Here is a 17,973-nt window from a genome sequence, read left to right as displayed (position 1 = left end):
TAAAGTAAAAAAATTAAAATCTAATAGAAGTCACACTTGATAAACTTGATACAGCACTCATTAATAATAAAGCATGTTTGTTTTTATCGAGTTAAAATCAAATGTACTCTAGTATTGCAGACTCTGGCTGATTCGATAGGGTTGGGGCAAATAAAACTGCAATGAATTTTCTTTTTGAGATAGATAAAGTTTTACATGAATTTACTTCTTATTGTAGTTCTGGGCGCGATTGTTGAAATTGCCGTATGGATTGGCGTAGCACAGTTCATCAGTGGATGGTATGTGTTCTTTTGGTTCATTCTTGCTTTCTTTATTGGTTTGGGGCTTATTCGCAGAAGTACTGCTGGTATTATGCCTCAATTACAGCAAATGCAGATGACTGGCCAACTAGGTAATGACCCAACAGTAACTAAAAAACTTGCTTATGCTTTTGCAGGTTTCTTATTAATGTTGCCAGGCCTTGTTTCTGATGTGTTAGCGGTTTTAATTTTGATCCCTGGTGTTCAAACTGCTTTCCGTAATATAGCCATGAGAACTCTTGCAAAACGCCAACAAGCTATGATGGATAAAATGATGGGTGGTATGGGCGGTAATATGGGTGGGCAAAATCCATTTGCAGATCTAATGCGCCAAATGCAAGATATGCAGAATCAACAAGGTGGTGGTAGTCAAGGTCAATACCGTGATTCAAGCATTATTGACGGAGAAGCGCGAGAAGTCACTCCAGATCACAAGAAAATTGAACATAAAAATAAGGATTAATAAATACCTTATCTAAAGGCCTAAACCTCTAAAGTTTAGGCCTTTTTTATTTTAAGAAGATATAAATTATTTAGTTAGATGTTCAGTCACAACAGAATCTGTTTGAGCCACTTCAGTTGGGCTTTCTTGTGATTTTGTTTGAGGTTGGTATTTGTTTGAAGCTAAGGCTGTTTGCTTATTCTCAGATTGTTGATAACCTCGGCTTCGGTTGGCTCGTTCGCGAAAGCCACCTTTATTAATGAGCTTTGTATGTGACATGCATTTGCCTAAAATGTGAGATTATTTGCTTATTTTAACAAATTTGGCAAAATATCAAAATAAGAAAAATAGTCCTATAAAAATAATATTTAACTTATATATATGTTTTTAATTAATATTTTTTAATTGACTCAATTGTTCATCCAGATTGAATTATCTATTCATTTCACATAGGATAAATATAAAGGATGTATAAATTAAAAAATGTAGCAAACCTATTAAAACAACAACGGTTGAAATGAGGGAAGGAGGGTTACCTATGCTATATCAATACCATTGTGCGTGTTGCGACAAAGTTGTGGCATCGACTGATAAATCATGTCCATATTGTGGTTCACAACATATTCGAAGCCCGTATGGCTTATGGATGTTTTGTGTGATGGCTTGTCTAGCTGTTGTCGTTGTATTTAAAGTTGTCCATATTTATATCCAGAACCATCAAGATACTCCAACGCAGTCAACTTTACTGGATGTATTAAATCAGGATGATAAAACGACAAGACAATAGATTTTGATTACAGCTACAAATGATATGGCATCAAGGATGATTGCTAGAAGATTAAACCCTACATACCATAAAATTTGAACTATAAATAAAAAAACCCGCTCAATGGCGGGCTTTTTTATGATTTTATTTTAGAGGCCAGCAGCATCTTTAAGAGCATCAACTTTATCAGTTTTTTCCCAAGTAAATGCAGAGTCAGAACCTTCGCGACCAAAATGACCATAAGCCGCAGTTTGTTTGTACATTGGTTGAAGAAGATCCAACATACGAGTAATACCAAACGGTCTTAAATCGAAATGATCACGCACAAGTTGAATAATCAACTCATCAGAAACTTTTGCTGTACCAAAGGTATTAATTGAAATTGAAGTAGGTTCTGCTACGCCAATTGCGTAACTCACTTGAATTTCACATTTGTCAGCAAGACCAGCAGCTACAATATTTTTTGCAACATAACGGCCAGCATAAGCAGCAGAACGGTCAACTTTAGATGGATCTTTACCAGAGAAAGCACCACCGCCGTGACGAGCCATACCACCGTATGTATCAACAATAATTTTACGACCCGTTAAACCACAGTCACCTACAGGGCCGCCAATAACGAACATACCTGTTGGGTTAATATGGAACTTAGTAGCTGCATGGAACATTTCAGCAGGGATGATCGGTTTGATAATTTCTTCAATAACTGCTTCTTTAAGCTGGCTTTGAGAAATTTCAGGATCATGCTGAGTAGATAAAACAACAGCATCTAGACGTACAGGCTTGCCATTTTCATAGGCAAAAGTAACTTGGCTTTTTGCATCTGGGCGTAACCATGGCAGGGCACCAGAACGGCGAAGTTCAGCTTGACGCTCCATTAAGCGGTGAGCATAAGAAATTGGCGCAGGCATAAGCACGTCTGTTTCACGGCTTGCATAACCGAACATTAGGCCTTGGTCACCAGCACCTTGATCTTCTGGTTTTTGACGGTCTACACCTTGAGCAATTTCAGGAGATTGTTTACCAATCATATTGATTACAGCACACGTTGATCCATCAAAGCCAAGATCAGAGTGGTGATAACCAATACCGTTAACAGTATTACGAACAACAGCTTCAACATCAATATTAGCAGTCGTTGTTACTTCACCAGCAAGTACAACAGCGCCTGTTTTTACCAGTGTTTCACAAGCAACACGTGCGTATGGGTCTTCTTTTAAGATTGCATCCAAAATAGCGTCGCTAATTTGGTCGGCCATTTTATCGGGATGACCTTCGCTTACAGATTCCGAGGTAAAAACAGCGTACTCGCGCATGAAAGTCCTATCTTGGTTATTTCAAAAGACATAATATGTTACATCGACTTGAGCTTTAGGACCAGTTCATACTGACTAAAAAGCATGAATTTATTTCATTTATAGTGTGTTTTAATTGATAAGTGTATTAGCAAAATTGATATAGAAAGCTTTAATTTAAAGTATTTATATTTTAACAACTTGTTGCTAGTGTGTTTTTTAAACATATAACTTAATAAAAATCTTAAATATCAGAATTTGAATTTTAAAGTAAAGAAACATGATCAACGCATACAAGATTAGCTAATTATTTTATCTATATATCAAAAGCTAACAAGATTAATGTTCTTACATTTAGTCGTTGTGCAGAAAAATGAACACTGTTTTGTATAACTTAAAGATTCAAATGTTTTTTGTGTAACCAAGAAACGGTTAAAAATAAAGAAATATACCGTGTTGGGGTTTACCCTAGGCCTTTTTTTTAAGACAATATAGCGGCATTGAATGGTTATTCATCTTCTTCTTTTCATCAATCTATTAAAATTGGATTCTGATCTATGACGACCCCTTTAAACGAACGTCGTATTGCAAATGCAATTCGTGTATTGGCAATGGATGCTGTGCAACAAGCAAACTCAGGGCATCCAGGTGCTCCAATGGGGATGGCAGATATTGCTGACGTCGTCTGGCGTGAGTTTTTAAATCACAACCCAACAAATCCACAATGGGCAAACCGTGACCGTTTCGTTTTATCAAATGGCCATGGCTCAATGTTGCAATACGCTTTGCTTCATTTAACAGGTTATGATCTTTCAATTGAAGATTTAAAACAGTTCCGTCAATTGCATTCTAGAACTCCTGGTCATCCTGAATATGGCTATGCACCGGGTGTAGAGACGACAACTGGTCCTTTAGGTCAAGGTATTGCTAATGCTGTTGGTTTTGCTTTAGCAGAAAAAACATTGGCTGCTCAATTTAATAAAGATGATTTAAAAGTTGTTGACCATTTCACTTACTGTTTCTTAGGTGATGGCTGTTTAATGGAAGGTATTTCTCACGAAGTATGTTCTTTAGCTGGCACATTACAACTTGGTAAATTGATTGCTTATTATGATGATAATGGCATTTCAATTGATGGTGAAGTAGAAGGCTGGTTCAGCGACGATACAGAAGAGCGTTTCAAAGCCTATGGTTGGCAAGTTCTTCGTGTAGATGGTCATGATGCTGATGCGATTCGTCAAGCGACAATCGAAGCAAAAGCTGAAACTCAGAAACCAACAATCATTATGTGTAAAACGATTATTGGTTTAGGTTCACCAAATAAGCAGGGTAAAGAAGACTGTCATGGTGCGCCATTAGGTAAAGATGAGATTACTTTAACTCGTGAAGCATTAGGTTGGAACGAAGAAGCATTTGTTATTCCTGCTGACGTATATGCTGCATGGGATGCAAAAGCAAAAGGTAGTGAATCTGAAGCGGCTTGGAATGCGGTATTTGCACAATATCAAGCAAAATATCCAACTGAAGCGGCTGAGTTACTTCGTCGTATCAGTGGTGACTTACCAGCAGAATTTGCAGCGCAAGCAGATGCTTTCATTCGTGAAACAAATGCGAAAGGCGAGACAATTGCAACTCGTAAAGCAAGCCAAAATACATTACAAGCATTTGGTCCTTTATTACCTGAATTGTTAGGTGGTTCTGCTGACTTAGCAGGTTCTAACTTAACACTTTGGAAAGGTTGCCAAGGTGTTCAAGAAAACCCAGCTGGTAACTACGTATATTATGGCGTACGTGAATTTGGTATGACTGCGATCGCTAATGGCGTTGCATTGCATGGTGGTTTCGTTCCTTACGTTGCAACATTCTTAATGTTTATGGAATATGCACGTAATGCAGTACGTATGTCTGCTTTGATGAAACAACGTGTAATTCATGTTTATACACATGACTCAATCGGTCTGGGTGAAGATGGTCCAACTCACCAACCGATTGAACAAATTGCTTCATTACGTGGTACACCTAACTTAAATACATGGCGCCCTGCGGATACTGTAGAAACTGCAATTGCTTGGAAATCTGCTTTAGAACGCAAAGATGGCCCTACAGCACTTATTTTCTCTCGTCAAAACTTACCATTCCAAGCACGTTCTGAAGAGCAAATTCAAAACGCTGCAAAAGGTGGTTATGTACTTGCTCAAGAAAAAGGCGAATTAAAAGCAATTATTATTGCAACTGGTTCTGAAATTTCTTTAGCAATGGAAGCTTATGCACAACTTGAAGGTGTGCGTGTAGTTTCTATGCCATGTGCAGAAGAATTTATGAAGCAAGATGCCGCATACCGTGAAGCAGTATTGCCAGCTCATATCCGTGCGCGTGTTGCTGTCGAAGCAGCTCATGTTGACTACTGGTGGAAGTTTGTTGGCCTTGATGGCAAAGTAATTGGTATGACAACTTATGGTGAGTCTGCACCAGCAAAAGATTTGTTCCAATTCTTTGGTATTACGACTGAAGCTGTTGTTGCAGCGGTAAAAGAATTAACTGCTTAAATATTAAAGTAGTGTAAAAAAGCGCTCTAGATAGAGCGCTTTTTTTATTTGAGAAGTTAACTAGTGAGTTCTGTTTGGATATTAATCTGAGAGGTTAATAACTTATGAATAGGGCAATTCTCTGCAACTTTTAGTAATCGCTTATGCTGGTCTTCAGTAAATTCACCTTTGAGCGTAATTTTACGCTCAATATTATTTTGGCCTTTTTCAGGTTCGCCACTTGGGTTTAATGCTAAATCCACTTGAACATGATCAAGCTTAATACCTTTAAGATTCGCATACATTTCTAATGTAATTGTAGTGCAAGCCCCTAAAGCGGCTAATAAAAGCTGAACCGGATTCGGAGCTGTATCTTGTCCACCTTTATCAGTCGGTTCATCTGCAAACCATTGATGACCTGAAGGATCGGTAAGAGTTACTCGATATGGGGTAGAAGTACTTTGTGCTTGGGCTGTATTAACCATGTTTTACCTTGTTATTCATCAATAAAATCGTAATAAAAATTAATAAATCTGAAGCTTCGAATAGAAGAATATCTATACTTTATAATATTGTTTTTGAATAACAACTGTAACGCTTTTATTGTTGCATGGATGAAACATATCGTTTTATAAAGAATAGTGAATTAAATTACTTGATGTATACACTAACGACTATATCAATAAAGGATACGAAAAATGCATCTTAAAACATTAAGCTTCGGTTTGGCAGTAGCATTAGCTAGTTCAGTTACTTTAGCTGCACCAGTAGACTACAAAATTGACCCAACACATACAGCTACTGTTTTCTCATGGAATCACTTTGGTTTCTCTACTCCAAGCGCTAACTTCTCGGATATCCAAGGTGTAATTAAAGTTGATAATGCTAAACCAGCAAACTCATCTGTAAATGTGACTATTCCTTTAAGCAGTGTAAATACAAACGTACCTGCTTTAGATAAAGAGTTCCAAGAAGAAGCTTGGTTTAATGCTGCTAAATATCCAAATATTACGTTTAAAAGTACTAAAGTTGAAACCAAAGACAAAAAGCACTTTAAAATTACTGGTGACTTAACTGTTAAAGGCGTAACTAAGCCAGTTGTACTGGACGCTGTTTTAAACAAGCAGGGCGAGCATCCAATGGCTAAAGTTCCAGCGATTGGTTTTAATGCTACAACTTCATTCAAGCGTTCTGACTTTGGTTTAGGAAGTTATGTACCGAACGTTGGTGATAAGATCACTGTAAACATTACGACAGAAGCAACTGCCGCTAATGCAGCTAAAAAATAAGTTATAAGTTTTCTAAAAAGCCCTCAAATATGAGGGCTTTTTTATTTAGACTGGCTCTTTTTTATCTGGGTCTATAAATACTAAAGGCGCTGAAGGATCGATATTTCTTTTCTGAGATTTTTCTCTTAAGAACTGGTAAGTAGGGACTTTTCTTTTTGCCTGATCGCGCAGTTTCTTTTTAATATAAAGAACCAGAGCAAAACATGTAGTTGCAACGGTGAGCATCATACCATTCATATAGCTCATGATTGAGCTTACATAGCCAATAGTCGTTAAGCGATGCATCATACGTTCAACTTGAGTGCTACTTTCAATGCCGGTAATTGCCCAACTACATAGATGTTCACAGTTATTAATAATCAAATGATAGTGGTTTTCATTCATACGTGAACGCATTCGGCGAACGACAATCTTTCCTTTATAACGAGGTTTGTCATAAGAACGGACGTGTATTTTTTTGCCATGTGAGAAAGCATCTATTGAAGTGATTTCAATCGGGCGTTTTTTGATGAAATGAGCTAAGCCGGAATAATGAATAACTCGACCTCTCCCTGCATATATACCATGATGGCTATAGCCGAGATGCTTTACGATGAGGTGAGCCCCTAAAGGGTAGCGTTTATTCGGTTGTTGCATGCTTACGCTGATCCAATAAAGTGTAAATGGCTTTTATTGAAAAGCTGCTAAAGATTATAACCAATATCAGCAATTTGGAGTGTATTGATTACGTCGAATGAATGAGTTTGATGCATATCCAATCTATTTATATTTCTTGTATATAATTTAGTTACTTAATATGAAGGATAAATGTCATGTCAGGTGTTATTCAATGAAATGGGTTGTCGGGTGCTTAGCTTTTTATGGGCTTTTGTTTCAGTCTGCATATGCTATAGCACATCAGCAGGTTAAAACGGTGGAAGGTGATCAATACGATGTGGTCTCGATCAGCGATTTTAAAGCATTGCGCTTATTTTTAAAAAATCCTCACAATCAACAATACTATAAAAGCTTTAACACTATTCAGGAACAATTAAAACAATGTGAGCAACTTAGCTTTGCAATGAATGCAGGCATGTTTCATTTAGGGTTTTCTCCAGTAGGGTTGTATATTGAACGAGCTAAGGTGATCCATCCTATAAATAAGAATAAAGGGTTTGGAAATTTCTTTTTACAACCGAATGGTGTATTGGCTTGGAACAAAAAACAGGCCTTTGTTTTAACTACACAGCAATATAGCCAAAAAAACTTGAAAGTTGACTATGCAACTCAATCAGGCCCGATGTTAATTATTGATGGAAAGATAAACTCTCTTTTTGTAACGGACTCTCAATCAAAGAAAATTCGTAATGGAGTTGGTATTCGAGATAATAAACTCTACTTTGTAATATCGAAAAATAGGGTGAATTTCTATAATTTTGCCGAGTTTTTTCAAAGAAACCTTAAGGTGGAGCAGGCTTTATATCTCGATGGTTCTATTTCTAGTTTATATATGCAAAAGAACAATCGGAATGATCAGCAATTTCAAATGGGACCAATGGTCGGTTGGGTGGATGAGTCTAATTGTGCATTAAAGTGAAATATAAAAAAGCCAGTACAAGACTGGCTTTTTAATTAATGAATAGACGGTTTATGAGTGAGTTCATTTAACTCTTTTCGGCTATAACCACGGGAAATAAGAACTTTTTTAATTCCCTTAATGACATCTTCATCTGTTGCTTGTGCAAGTGCACTTAGAAGTTGTTCATTAGTTTTACATGAGCAGTCATTTTCAACACAAGCAGTTTGGTTTTTATGCTCGTTATGCTGTTGATCTGCCAAGAACAGCTTTTGCCAAAAACTCATAGAGCCTTCATATACAACCTAACATAGCTCGAAATATAGCCAATTTAAAATAAAATACAAGACTCTATAAGTGATAAATCCACCACTTGAACTCGAGAATTTTCGATGGGAATGCTTGAGTTAAACGAAATTATGACACACAGATGACTTGATATTTTTTGAAAATTTAAATACTTAAATAATAAAACTTTAAAAAATAAGGAGGTATATAACCTCCTTATTTAAAACTTTACAATGAAAGATTTTGTTTAAATCTTCTCAAGTAAAACACCAGACTCGACATGATGCGTATAAGGGAACTGATCAAATAAGGCAAATTTAGTCACTCGATGAGTTTGACTGAGAGTTTTTAAGTTTTCATATAACGTGTCAGGATTACATGAAATGTAGATAATACGTTCAAAACCTTGTAAAAGTTTTAAAGTCTCATCATCAATTCCTGCTCGCGGTGGATCTACAAATACGGTGTCAAAGTCATAGCTTTGAATATCAATATTTGCTTCTTGTAGACGACGGAATTCGCGCTCACCTTGATAAGCTTGAGTAAACTCTTCAGCCGATAGACGTGCTACTTGAATATTATCGATTTGATTTTGTTCAATGTTCCATTGAGCTGCATAAACAGAGGATTTTGCAAGCTCGGTAGCCAATATTCGTTCGAACTTTAAAGAGAGCGGAAGCGTAAAATTACCATTACCACAATAGAGTTCTAATAAGTGTTTCTTTGATCCTTCAGCTGCGTCACATGCCCATTGCAGCATTTTTTTGCAAACCTGTGCATTAGGCTGGGTAAAGCTACTTTCGATTTGCTTGTATTTAAATGAACGATTTAAAAGCTCGAATTCTTCAACAACGAAATCATCGCCAATAACAATTTTCTGGCCACGGCTACGGCCCATAATTTTAATATCTAATTTATCGGCAAGTGCTTTAGCGGCTTGTTCCCATTCTTGATCCAGTTTACGGTGATAAATGAGGGTAACCAACATTTCTCCGCTAAGTGTTGCGAGGAAATCAGCTTCAAATAAACGATTAGAAAGCTTAGGTTCAGCCTTGAGTTCTTCCAAAAGTTTTGGCATTAAATCATTGATGCTTTGATCTGCAATTGGAAACTCATCAATGCGTACAACGGTTTTTTGCTTGTCGTCATCGTTACGCTCAAACATGGCATAGAACATATCATTTTCTGTATGCCAGATACGAAATTCAGCACGCATACGGAAATGTTGCTCAGGTGATTCAAACACTTCTAATGTAGGTGGTGTAAATTCAGAAAATTGAGTAGTAATGCGTTCAATTTTAGCTTGAAGTTGTTGACGATAAGAAGAGGTCATAGACAAAGAAAATTTAGACAGAATCAAATAGTGAATGGTATCAAAAAAAATGAACTTACAGGAGCCAATTTTAACCAGATATTCATAAGAGAAAGCAGGTACCTAAACTAGAGATGATTTAAAACGCGATTAATAAAGTCTGATTTTATTGTTCTATATTGATCGGGGTCTAAATGGCTACACTGTAATTTTAATTGATTATATTCATTGACCAATGTGGGTGAGCTTATAAGCTTATTTTTAAATGTTAAGAAAAATGTGAATATTGAATCCGTGACTACAATTTGAAATGCTACATCATCATTGTTGAGTGATTCGAGCATACAAAGCTCATGTGTCCTTAATGTATTTTGTTTTTCGATAAAATTAAGTGTTTTTAATTGTTCTATTGTGAATTCGAATTGCTCAGGTATAACTTCAATATAAATATCTAAATCACCTTTTGAAATTGTATTCGGTATAGCGGATGAACCAATATGCTCAATTTTGGCAAATGGTAGAAGTGTGGAAATTTCTTTTTGATATGAATTAAAAAGTTGAGTGCATCTTTGTTGATACTGTTCTGGTTCTAAAAAGATCATTATTAGAATCTCGAATTGATAAAATTTATATATTTAGGGATAGCTTACTTTATTAAATAAAAAAGCCCAAATACTGAGATTTGGGCTTTTTAGAAAGTTATATATTAATCAGTCATTGTCATTAAGCTTGCGTTACCACCAGCTGCAGCTGTATTCACGCTAATTGCACGTTCAATCACTAAACGCTCAAGTGGAATAGTTTCATTCGGCTCAACATGGGTAATACCGACAATTGCACCAGAACGAGTAGCAATCTCTTGCTGTAATGAGAAGATCTCTTCGCGATTACCATGATGTAAAACTGCATCAAAATCATCTGATGTGATATTTTTAACTGTAGTAATTGCAGCAAGCACATCTTTTGGCAATGTTTGTTTGTGTTTTGCCAATAACGGACTATTTGGCATTACGGCCGCTTGGCTACCCACTGCAAAAATTGCGAGCAACTGATGCAACTGATTTTGTTCTGTATCAGCGATAGAAAGAACACGATGACGTGGCAAAATAATATATTGGTTACTTTCCCCAGTAGGACCTTGTAACTCATAAAACTTGCCTACACCAAATGGTTCAATCTCAAGATTTGCTTGCGGTAAATGCTGTTTCGCCCAATTTTGTAAGCTCTGATAAACCTCACGGTTAAAGCCTTCAAAAGCAGTTTGCTCAGTCTTCATAGCAAATGGTGTTGCTAATACTTTGTTTGAACACTGCTGCATCAAGCGATACATGTAAAGCGGACCACCAGCTTTCGGGCCTGTACCAGATAAACCTTCACCACCGAATGGTTGTACACCAACAACAGCACCAACAATATTACGGTTGATATAAAGGTTACCCACTTCAGCATGCTGAATGACTGTTTGGATGGTTTCATCAATACGGGTATGTAGACCCATTGTTAAACCATAACCTTTGGCATTAATGCGTGAAATGAGTTGTTCAAGCTCACCATACTTATAGGTAATGATGTGTAAAACTGGACCAAAAACTTCACGTTGTAAGTCATCAAGATTAGGAAGTTCAATTGCTGTTGGTACAACAAAAGTTCCTTTATCTAGTTCATTCTGACTTGTTGCACCAAACATTAACTGATGTACTGGATAGCCTTTCGACTTCATTTTTTGGATGTGTTGATCAATCGTCTGTTTTGCTTCGTCATCAATAACAGGACCAATGTCAGTTTTTAAAATTGCAGGGTTACCTACAATTAACTGTTGCATTGCACCTTTAAGCATTTTAATAACGGTTGCAGCGCTGTCTTCTTGCACACATAAAATACGTAAAGCAGAGCAACGTTGACCCGCGCTATCAAAAGCGGAACTTACAACATCGAGTACGACTTGTTCAGTTAATGCAGATGAATCCACAATCATTGCATTTTGACCGCCAGTCTCTGCAATGAGAGGAATCGATTGACCATTTTCAGATAAACGTTTCGCAACGGTTTTCTGTAAAATTTTTGCAACTTCAGTCGAACCAGTAAACATGATGCTATCAATACGGCTATCTTGGCTAAGCTGAGCACCGACTGTCTCACCGCGGCCAGGAAGTAACTGTACAGCACCATGTGGAATACCAGCTTCCCATAAAATCTGAACTGCTTGAGCTGCGATTAATGGGGTTTGTTCAGCAGGTTTAGCAATAACGCAGTTACCACTGACTAATGCTGCAGCAATTTGACCAGAGAAAATTGCAAGAGGGAAGTTCCACGGGCTAATACAAAGTACAGTACCTAAAGGTTGAATAGCTGTATTTGCAGGAAGATTCTCAACTTGAGTTGCGTAGTAACGTAGGAAATCTACAGCCTCACGAACTTCTGCAATCGCATTGGCATAAGTTTTACCACTTTCACGGCAAAGTAATACCATCAACTCTTGAATACGGCTTTCCATTAGGTCAGCTGCACGTTTTAAGTATTGAGCACGGTGTTCTTTAGGCGTATTTGACCATTCTGATTGAGCTTGTTCAGCTGCATTAAGTGCAATTTCAACATGCTTAAGATCAGCTTCTTGCACATAACCAACAATTTCATCATTTTGTGCTGGGCTTGTAATTGCAACAGAATGACCTTGCTCTAACGACTCGTTATTTGCCAATAATGGATGACTTTGCCAAATACGATTACGTAATTCTTGAGCTGTGTTATCTAAAGCTGCAAGTGGAGTGTCGTTTGCTAAATCATAACCTTTAGAGTTCTTACGAAGTGTTCCGTACATATCTAAAGGTAGAGGAATAGATGGATGTTTTAAGCCAACTGAACCTTCAAGCTTAGCTGCATGACGAATATCGTAAATTGGAGACTGGATAAGGTCTTCAACTTTAAGTGTTTTATCGGCAATACGGTTAACGAATGAAGTATTCGCGCCATTTTCGAGTAAACGACGAACTAAATAAGCTAACAAAGTTTCATGGTTACCAACGGGTGCATAAATACGGCATGGCACGCCTAATTTATTTTGCTCGCGTGGACCAACAACTTGTTCATAAAGCGGTTCACCCATGCCATGTAAGCATTGGAATTCATATTGACCAGCATAATATTTGCTTGGATCAGCTAAATGATAGATCGTTGCCAATGTTTGAGCATTATGAGTTGCAAATTGCGGATAGATAAACTCAGGTGCTGCAAGTAATTTTTTAGCACAAGCGATATAAGATAAGTCTGTATGTACTTTACGAGTAAAGACAGGGTAGTCATCCATACCTTCGATTTGCGCTTTCTTAATCTCGCTATCCCAGTACGCACCTTTCACAAGGCGAATCATGAGACGCTTTTGGCTGCGTTTAGCAAGGTCAATAATATAATCAACCACGAAGAAACAGCGTTTTTGGTAAGCTTGAATAACGAAGCCAATACCTTTCCAGTTTGCAAGTTCTGGCTCGAAGCAAAGACGTTCTAGTAACTCAAGAGAAATTTCTAAACGTTCTGATTCTTCAGCATCGATATTTAAGCCAATATTGTACTTTTTAGCCAAACGAGCGAGTTCAAATACTTTGCCGTAAAGTTCTTGATGAACACGTTCAATTTGCGCGCGTTGATAACGAGGGTGTAAAGCAGAAAGCTTAATTGAAATACCTGGGCCATCATAAACGCCTTTACCATTAGACGCTTTGCCAATTGCATGAATGGCTTGTGTATAATCGTTAAAGTAGCGTTCAGCATCATGTTCGGTTAAGGCTGCTTCACCTAACATATCGTAAGAATAGCGGAAACCTTTGTCTTCGAGTACTTTCGCATGGTCTACAGCTTCTTCAATGGTTTCACCAGTTACAAACTGTTCACCCATCATACGCATTGCAACGTCAACAGCTTTACGAATGATGCCACGTCCACTGCGTGCTAAAAGGCCAGTAAGTACACTTGAAAGACTGGTTTGCTTAGGAGTTTCCATCAGCTTACCAGTTAACATGAGGCCCCATGCCGCAGCATTTACAAACATTAAGCTGCTTTGGCCAACATGTTCTTTCCAGTTACCTTGATTGATTTTATCTCGAATAAGCAAATCACGTGTTGCTGAGTCTGGAATACGAAGCAAAGCTTCGGCTAGACACATGAGCGCCACGCCTTCTTGTGAAGAAAGAGAGAATTCTTGTAATAACCCTTGAACAATACCTGCTTTGCCGGAAGAGGTCTTACGTTCACGTAAATTATTGGCAAGATTAAAAGCAAGGTCATAAATTTTATGATCTAAATCATCAGATACCGCGGCAGCTTGTAATAGCTCTTCTACAGCTTCTGGTTCAGCACGTCGCCAAGCTGTATTAATGCGTTGTTCAAACTCACTTTTATCGTTAAATTCGGTGATATAGCCTTGGTGAGATTTATCCATTTGATGAAAAGTATCCATTGTGTTCATATCTGTTTCCGCCAAGCAACTCTCATACTGCCATCTTGAGTAGAGAGGTTTAGATAATTTATCATTACAGAAGAAACACCGAATAACTCACTATATTTTGCCAATTTTTTAGAGGAAAATTCAGATGAATGGCCCAATATTAAGCCTTGACCGCATTGATTTAAAAATTTTGGATATTCTTCAAACAGATGGGCGAATTTCTAATAGTAAATTAGCCGAACTTGTTAACTTGTCACCAACAGCAGTGATGGCCCGAGTTCAAAAATTAACGAAAGATGAATTCATCTTAGGATATGAAGCGAAATTGAATCCAATTAAGTTAAATGCAAATTTTTTGGTGTTCGTAGAGGTGCTATTAGATAAAACAACACCCAATGTTTTAGATGAGTTTATTGATGCTGTTGTTCACTATCCTGAAATTGTTGAATGCCATATGGTCAGTGGTGGGTTTGATTTTTTAATTAAATTACGAAGTGGCAGCATGGAAGAGTTTAGACGAATTGCGGGGCAGGTACTGTGGCAATTACCAGGGGTAAAAGAGACTCGTAGTTATCCTGTCATGCAAGTTGTAAAAGATACTTCAAAAATTAAAATCAAAACTAAAAATAAATAAAGGGGCCGAAGCCCCTTTGATTTATTTCAATAACTTATACACTTTCTTTGTAGAGTTCATCTGCTTTTTCAAAGCGGCCAGTTACTGTCGTATTTGGCGCTTTAGTTAAGAGACTCACTACAATGATGCTGATAAATGCAAGGATAAAGCCTGGGATAATTTCGTAAACACCAGTGTCTGCGAAAAGATTTTTCCAGCCAATCACTACAACTGCACCAACGATCATACCCGCTAGAGCACCCTGTAAATTCATACGTTTCCAGAACAATGATAAGATGATAAGCGGACCAAATGCAGCGCCGAAACCAGCCCATGCATAAGCAACAAGACCAAGAACTTTACTGTCTGGATTACCAGCAAGAGCAATTGCAAGAACAGCAATCGCAAGAACCATGATACGGCCAACCCATACAAGTTCTTTTTGAGATGCATTCTTACGAATGAAGCCTTTGTATAAATCTTCTGTTAATGCACTTGAACATACCAAAAGCTGGCAGCTCAATGTACTCATCACAGCAGCTAAAATCGCAGCCAGAATGATACCTACAATCCATGGATTGAATAAGATTTTAGTCAATTCCATAAATACTGTTTCAGGGTTTTTGCTTACAACTGCTGCTAATTCAGGGTGTTGCTGGAAGTAAGCAATACCGAAGAAACCAGCACCGACTGCACCAGCTAAACATAAAATCATCCAAGTCATACCAATACGGCGCGCAGCAGGAATTGATTTTACAGAGTCAGCAGCCATGAAACGTACAAGGATATGTGGTTGACCAAAGTAACCCAAACCCCATGCCATGGAGGAGAGAACCGCCACAACACTCAAATCTGAGATGATGTTAAACGCATGTGGACGAGCAGTTTCAATGAGTGTCACAAATTGTGTTGTATCGCCAATTGCAAGATAAGTTACGATTGGTGTTAATAACAGAGCAAAAATCATTAGGCCAGCTTGGAACGTATCGGTCCAGCTAATCGCTAAGAATCCACCGATACAAACATAACTGATGGTTGCAATTGCGCTGAGCCAAATAGCAGTGGTGTATGACATTCCGAATAAATTTTCAAATAAACGGGCGCCTGCTACCATGCCTGAAGCACAATAAATTGCGAAGAAAACCAAGATGATAACGGCAGAGAAAATACGAAGTACTTTTTTCTGATCGTCAAAACGACTTGTAAAATAATCTGGCAACGTGAGTGCATTATTTTGGACTTCAGTATGAACGCGTAATCGACCAGCAACCAGTAGCCAGTTAAGCCAAGCACCGATAATAAGACCAATTGCAATCCACGCTTCAGATAAACCAGAAAGATAAATCGCGCCTGGTAAACCCATGAGCAGCCAACCACTCATGTCTGATGCGCCTGCGGATAATGCAGTTACGAAACTGCCTAAACTACGACCACCGAGAATATAATCTGAGAAGTCGCTTGTAGCACGGTAGGCAAATAAGCCGATAAGAACCATTGCTACGATGTACACCATAAACATGATGAGGGTGGGATCAAAATAACTCATAATGGATGTGTGTCCTTATATCCATAATCCGTGATTGTAACCTAATCCAGGTCGCTGTTTTCTTGTACGGCATCCAAGAGGTTGAGATTCAACCACAAAAGATTTTTTTTGCACTGTTATTTTTGTATTATACTTTTGTATCATTGTGTAACTTGAAATAAATTGATTTTAGAGATATAAAATTATAATATTAATCATTAACTTATAATTTTTTAATATTTATTTTTTTAATTTTTTTCAGCAAAAAAATGTCATTTTCTAAAAAAATAAATCTATATTCAGTCATAAATAGGCTATTGCTCAAAAAAAATTTATAGAAATTTAGAATAAAGTTAAAAAAATCGACAATTTTTTGTTCAATTAATAATTTTTTTTATTCAAATTAAGCTTATTTACTGTCTAAAAATAGCAATTAGCCGATTAAATTTTCAAAAAGTCTATGCATTCCTTGAGTCGCTGACATTTTTAATAATTCATATTGATGAGGAACACGCAGATGATCCGCATTTGGATCTATATAGTAGGCTTTACATTGATTTGAAATTTCATGAACTAAAGCTGCAACCGGATATACGCTTAATGTCGAGCCGATCACAATAAAAATATCTGCACTTTGTACTAATTGAATTGCTTCTTCATAGGCAGGTACAGCTTCACCAAACCAGACTACATGTGGACGCAGCGGATAGCCATCTGGGCAAAAGTCTTGTTCTAAATCTAGCTTCCAACCATTAATATCGTAAAACTTTGTTGCAAATTGTGCATTTGGGCCAGAGCTTTTCGCTAAACGAATATTTCCATGCAAATGTAAAACGTTAGAGCTTCCAGCCCGTTCATGTAAATCATCAATATTTTGAGTAATCACTTGTACGTCAAAGTAGTCTTGTAGTTCGGCAATATATTGATGAGCTTCGTTAGGTTCAGCCTCTAAAATATTTTTACGTCGCTCATTATAAAAGCGTTGAACTAAAGCAGGATTCTTTTGCCATGCCTCAGGTGTGGCAACTTGTTGGATGTCGTAATTTTCCCATAAGCCATTGCTGTCACGAAAAGTGCTAATTCCACTTTCAGCACTCATGCCAGCGCCAGAGAATACAACAAGCTTTGTCATAGAAGTCACCGATTCGTAAAACTGAATTTGAATAGATTTTGAATAGATAATAGATAAAGAAAAAACCAGTTTAAGACTAAACTGGTTTTTATTAAATATGAAAAGCTATAGCTATCTTTTATAAGCCAGCTTCATATTCTGCATTTGTTAAAAGTTTTTCAACATCTGCAATGTTGTCTGGTTTGATTTTATAAATCCAGCCTTTTCCATATGGATCGTCATTTACAAAATCAGGATCATCTTCAAGGTCAGTATTTACTTCTACTACAGTGCCTGAAACAGGAGCATGGATGTCAGAAGCAGTTTTTACTGATTCAACCACACCAGCTTGTTCGCCAGCAGTAACTTTACTCCCAACTTCCGGAGTTTCAACGTAAACCAAATCGCCAAGTTCATCTTGTGCATGATCGGTAATCCCTGTAATAACAAGATCACCCTCAATCTTTACCCACTCATGTGTACGTGCATACTTCAGTTCCGAAGGATGATTCATG

General features: G+C 37.5%; 17 protein-coding genes. 6 read left to right on the top strand and 11 right to left on the bottom strand.

Going from position 1 to position 17,973, the window contains the following annotated elements; genetic code table 11:
* Positions 1-195 precede the first annotated feature (195 nt).
* Positions 196-762, top strand: coding sequence for an FxsA family protein (locus tag KIP84_RS09865; protein WP_002121432.1), 567 nt, complete (start codon positions 196-198; stop codon positions 760-762).
* 66 nt (positions 763-828) lie between these two features.
* Here the strand turns inward: KIP84_RS09865 and KIP84_RS09860 are convergent, their stop codons facing one another.
* On the bottom strand, positions 829-1,020 hold the full coding sequence (locus tag KIP84_RS09860; RefSeq protein ID WP_068527076.1) for a hypothetical protein: 192 nt from the start codon (positions 1,018-1,020) through the stop codon (positions 829-831).
* 259 nt (positions 1,021-1,279) lie between these two features.
* Here KIP84_RS09860 and KIP84_RS09855 point away from each other — a divergent pair, with 259 nt between their 5' ends.
* Positions 1,280-1,528 (top strand): hypothetical protein, encoded by a 249-nt coding sequence (locus KIP84_RS09855; RefSeq protein WP_002121448.1) that lies wholly within the window; start codon positions 1,280-1,282, stop codon positions 1,526-1,528.
* A gap of 128 nt (positions 1,529-1,656) precedes the next feature.
* On the opposite strand, the gene metK is transcribed toward KIP84_RS09855, so the two are convergent.
* Positions 1,657-2,823 carry a methionine adenosyltransferase gene (gene metK / locus KIP84_RS09850; protein WP_005069601.1) on the bottom strand — a complete coding sequence of 389 codons (1,167 nt, stop codon included), beginning with the start codon at positions 2,821-2,823 and terminating at the stop codon, positions 1,657-1,659.
* A gap of 536 nt (positions 2,824-3,359) precedes the next feature.
* Here metK and tkt point away from each other — a divergent pair.
* A complete protein-coding gene (tkt, locus tag KIP84_RS09845; protein WP_174725627.1) occupies positions 3,360-5,348 on the top strand; it encodes a transketolase in 1,989 nt (662 codons plus the stop codon).
* 56 nt (positions 5,349-5,404) lie between these two features.
* On the opposite strand, the gene KIP84_RS09840 is transcribed toward tkt, so the two are convergent.
* On the bottom strand, positions 5,405-5,812 hold the full coding sequence (locus tag KIP84_RS09840; RefSeq protein ID WP_174725629.1) for an OsmC family protein: 408 nt from the start codon (positions 5,810-5,812) through the stop codon (positions 5,405-5,407).
* Between the two features lie 213 nt (positions 5,813-6,025).
* On the opposite strand from KIP84_RS09840, the gene KIP84_RS09835 reads away from it, so the two are divergent.
* Positions 6,026-6,616, top strand: coding sequence for a YceI family protein (locus tag KIP84_RS09835; protein ID WP_002121395.1), 591 nt, complete (start codon positions 6,026-6,028; stop codon positions 6,614-6,616).
* A 45-nt stretch (positions 6,617-6,661) separates the two neighbouring features.
* Here KIP84_RS09835 and KIP84_RS09830 read toward each other — a convergent pair whose 3' ends face one another.
* A complete protein-coding gene (locus KIP84_RS09830) occupies positions 6,662-7,252 on the bottom strand; it encodes a lecithin retinol acyltransferase family protein (RefSeq protein WP_213688372.1) in 591 nt (196 codons plus the stop codon).
* Positions 7,253-7,445: 193 nt separating this feature from the next.
* Here KIP84_RS09830 and KIP84_RS09825 point away from each other — a divergent pair, with 193 nt between their 5' ends.
* The gene (locus KIP84_RS09825) at positions 7,446-8,192 is read left to right on the top strand and encodes a phosphodiester glycosidase family protein (RefSeq protein ID WP_213688371.1); all 747 of its coding nucleotides are present in this window, start codon (positions 7,446-7,448) and stop codon (positions 8,190-8,192) included.
* A 35-nt stretch (positions 8,193-8,227) separates the two neighbouring features.
* On the opposite strand, the gene KIP84_RS09820 is transcribed toward KIP84_RS09825, so the two are convergent.
* From KIP84_RS09820 to putA, 4 genes are all read right to left on the bottom strand, one after another.
* Positions 8,228-8,458 (bottom strand): hypothetical protein, encoded by a 231-nt coding sequence (locus KIP84_RS09820; protein ID WP_213688370.1) that lies wholly within the window; start codon positions 8,456-8,458, stop codon positions 8,228-8,230.
* A gap of 248 nt (positions 8,459-8,706) precedes the next feature.
* Complete coding sequence (gene trmA, locus KIP84_RS09815) at positions 8,707-9,792, bottom strand: tRNA (uridine(54)-C5)-methyltransferase TrmA (RefSeq protein WP_213688369.1); 1,086 nt, start codon at positions 9,790-9,792, stop codon at positions 8,707-8,709.
* 107 nt (positions 9,793-9,899) lie between these two features.
* A complete protein-coding gene (locus KIP84_RS09810) occupies positions 9,900-10,373 on the bottom strand; it encodes a GrpB family protein (protein WP_213688368.1) in 474 nt (157 codons plus the stop codon).
* Between the two features lie 104 nt (positions 10,374-10,477).
* Positions 10,478-14,230: a trifunctional transcriptional regulator/proline dehydrogenase/L-glutamate gamma-semialdehyde dehydrogenase gene (putA, locus tag KIP84_RS09805; protein WP_213688367.1), complete on the bottom strand. Its 3,753-nt coding sequence runs from the start codon at positions 14,228-14,230 to the stop codon at positions 10,478-10,480.
* Between the two features lie 124 nt (positions 14,231-14,354).
* Between putA and KIP84_RS09800 the strand changes: the two genes are divergently transcribed.
* Complete coding sequence (locus KIP84_RS09800) at positions 14,355-14,843, top strand: Lrp/AsnC ligand binding domain-containing protein (RefSeq protein WP_213688366.1); 489 nt, start codon at positions 14,355-14,357, stop codon at positions 14,841-14,843.
* A 34-nt stretch (positions 14,844-14,877) separates the two neighbouring features.
* On the opposite strand, the gene putP is transcribed toward KIP84_RS09800, so the two are convergent.
* The 3 genes from putP to gcvH form a co-directional block, all read right to left on the bottom strand.
* On the bottom strand, positions 14,878-16,368 hold the full coding sequence (gene putP / locus KIP84_RS09795; protein WP_213688365.1) for a sodium/proline symporter PutP: 1,491 nt from the start codon (positions 16,366-16,368) through the stop codon (positions 14,878-14,880).
* A 412-nt stretch (positions 16,369-16,780) separates the two neighbouring features.
* Positions 16,781-17,488, bottom strand: coding sequence for a Sir2 family NAD-dependent protein deacetylase (locus tag KIP84_RS09790; protein WP_213688364.1), 708 nt, complete (start codon positions 17,486-17,488; stop codon positions 16,781-16,783).
* A 109-nt stretch (positions 17,489-17,597) separates the two neighbouring features.
* Positions 17,598-17,972, bottom strand: a complete 375-nt coding sequence (gcvH, locus tag KIP84_RS09785) for a glycine cleavage system protein GcvH (RefSeq protein WP_005069578.1) — start codon at positions 17,970-17,972, stop codon at positions 17,598-17,600.
* Between the last annotated feature and the right edge of the window lies 1 nt (position 17,973).

It is taken from the genome of Acinetobacter sp. BHS4 (assembly GCF_018454425.1).
GTDB lineage: Bacteria > Pseudomonadota > Gammaproteobacteria > Pseudomonadales > Moraxellaceae > Acinetobacter > Acinetobacter pittii.
The sequence above is the reverse complement of the archived record's forward strand: the minus strand, read 5'-3'. Positions and strand labels throughout refer to the sequence as shown.